Origin of the sequence: Segeticoccus rhizosphaerae, assembly GCF_009192725.1 — a bacterium.
Lineage (GTDB): Bacteria > Actinomycetota > Actinomycetes > Actinomycetales > Dermatophilaceae > Segeticoccus > Segeticoccus rhizosphaerae.
In genome coordinates, this window is sequence record NZ_VOHR01000471.1 from 1 (window position 1) to 2,140 (window position 2,140).

Genomic DNA, 2,140 nt, shown 5'->3' on the forward strand with positions numbered 1-2,140 from the left:
CGAGGTCGTAGCGGCTCAGCCAGGCGGCCAGCGCGAGCGCGCCGACGCCCGCGATCCGGACGCCCGTCTGCTCGGCGACGGTGGAGACGACCAGTCCGGCCGCAAAGACCAGGGCGGCCACCGCGAACACCCGGTGCGCTCGCGTCGACGACCCGGTCAGTCGGGACAGCTCGAGCCGCTCCCCGGTGATGGTGAGCACGAGGAAGCCCGCCATCCAGGGCAGGAACCGGTAGACCTCCCACCCCGCGAGCCACAGGCAGCCGGCGACGACCCAGCACACGGCCCCGGAGGCCAGCACCACGTTGTGCAGCGAGCGCTGGATCCGGTCGATCGCCACGAAGACGGCGACCAGCACGACACCGCCGATGGTGACCAACAGGGCCGGTATGCCGTCCGGGATCGCCACGAGGACGCCGAGACCACCGATCGCCGCGGCCGCCGGGCCGAGGTAGGCCCAGGCGGCACCCAGCGCGACGGCGCGCTCGAGCGCGATGACGGTGCCGAGGAAGCCGAGGATCATCATCGGCCCGTGGCCCTCGTGCAGGCTGGTGCCGCCGCTCGGCAGCGGCAGCCCGAGGTGGACCAGGCCGGACCAGAGCGCGGCGAGCAGGATCACGACGGCGCCGATCATCAACGGCGCCACCCATCCGGCCCGTCGGCCCCGGCTGGTGGTCAGTCCGATGGTCGGGACGGTCACCGCTCCCACCCGAGCTCCTGCTTGGCCCGATGGCTCATCATGTCCGTGCTCCAGGGCGGCTCCCAGATGATCTGCAGGTCGACGTCGCTCACTCCCGGGGCACCCCACAGGGCACCGCGCACGGCGTCGTCCATGTAGGCGCTGAGTGGGCAGCCGGGGGTGGTCAGGGTCATCCGGACGAGGGCGACCCCGTCGGACGAGACCCGGATGCCGTAGACGAGCCCGAGGTCGACGATGTTGACGCCGATCTCGGGATCGATGACGCCGTGCAGGAGGTCCTGGAGCATCTGCACGTCCGGCTTGTCCTGCAGCCAGCCGCTGACCGACAACGGCGTGGCCCCGTTGGAGCCGTCACCCGCCGGGAGGTCCGGCGATGGCGGGATCGGGGACCCGCCGCGCTCACGGGTCCAGAAGGCCATCTCAGGCCGCGACGCGGCCGATGCGAACGCGCCAGGTCTCCGGGCCCTCCTCGAGGTAGTCCCAGCTGAACTGGCCCTCGTGCTCCGCGGCGAACTGGTAGTACAGCGGCTTCGGGTCGTGGTCGTTGACGAGCACGAAGCCCTGGCCCGCGTCGAGTGCGTGGTAGGTCTCGAAGATCAGCTGGTGGCGTCGGGCCGGGAGCTCGGTGCGGACGTCGAGCTGCTGGTCTGCTTCGGGCATGGTCAGTCTCCTTGCGGTGTGCGGTCCGGGGCCGAGTGGCCCAGGTGTGGGGTGTTCGTCGGGTCCGGCAGCCGCGCGAGGTAGTGCATCGTGCCGTTGAGCCGCTCTGCCGCGGCCGGGTTCGAGTGGCGGACCTCCGACCAGGCCCGGGCCGCGAGGCGGCTGGCCTGGTCGGGGTCCCCGGCCTCGCCGAGCCCACGCAGGGCCCGGATCAGGACCCGCAGGAGGCGCTCGGAGTCGGCCGGCGGGGTCCCTGCGGGCGTGCTGTTGGCGGTGTCCGGTGAGCGGGGATCGAGCCGCGAGCCCATGCCGATCCTCCTCGGTGACGCCGCCAAGCTGTTGACCTGCTGAGGCTAGATCCGATTTATCCGAAGTGTCCCGTGTTTATTGGGTGAGGCACCCTCACGCCCTGGCCCGGGCGAAACTCGGTCCGGACGGTCCGGACGGTCCGGACGGTCCGGACGGTTCAGCCGAAGCGAGCCTCGCGCACCGCGTGCCGCTGGTGCTCGGCCACGGCCGCGTTGCCGACCGCGAGGGTCACCCGGTCGCCGCTGGCCTCGTCGCGGTAGGAGACGTAGATCGTTCCGGCGGCACCCTGCGCCCCGACCCGCTTCCAGTGCTTGCCGCCCGGGTCTGCGTGGGAGAACAGTGCCCGGACCGCGCCGCTGGTGGCATAGCGCGAAGCGTCGGCGCGACGCCCCGCGCCCCAGGCACGGACCAGATCGTCGGCGTATGCCGTGGCGTCGCCCGGCAGGGCAGGCGCCGGATGGGTGGCGGGCGCCA

Annotated in this window: 4 protein-coding genes and 1 pseudogene; all 5 read right to left on the reverse strand. The window is 72.4% G+C overall.

Annotated elements, in window-relative coordinates; genetic code table 11:
* Window positions 1-706: pseudogene (locus FRW57_RS20710) on the reverse strand (hypothetical protein); the annotation flags it as partial.
* The gene (locus FRW57_RS20715; protein ID WP_238384734.1) at window positions 694-1,116 is read right to left on the reverse strand and encodes a metal-sulfur cluster assembly factor; all 423 of its coding nucleotides are present in this window, start codon (window positions 1,114-1,116) and stop codon (window positions 694-696) included. The gene FRW57_RS20715 and the pseudogene FRW57_RS20710, both read right to left, overlap by 13 nt.
* 1 nt (window position 1,117) lies before the next feature.
* Window positions 1,118-1,357: a DUF2249 domain-containing protein gene (locus FRW57_RS20720; protein ID WP_137122146.1), complete on the reverse strand. Its 240-nt coding sequence runs from the start codon at window positions 1,355-1,357 to the stop codon at window positions 1,118-1,120.
* A 2-nt stretch (window positions 1,358-1,359) separates the two neighbouring features.
* On the reverse strand, window positions 1,360-1,665 hold the full coding sequence (locus FRW57_RS20725) for a hypothetical protein (RefSeq protein ID WP_152186949.1): 306 nt from the start codon (window positions 1,663-1,665) through the stop codon (window positions 1,360-1,362).
* Window positions 1,666-1,823: 158 nt separating this feature from the next.
* Window positions 1,824-2,140: hypothetical protein (locus tag FRW57_RS23605; RefSeq protein ID WP_162529445.1), on the reverse strand; the 317-nt coding region annotated here is incomplete at its 5' end.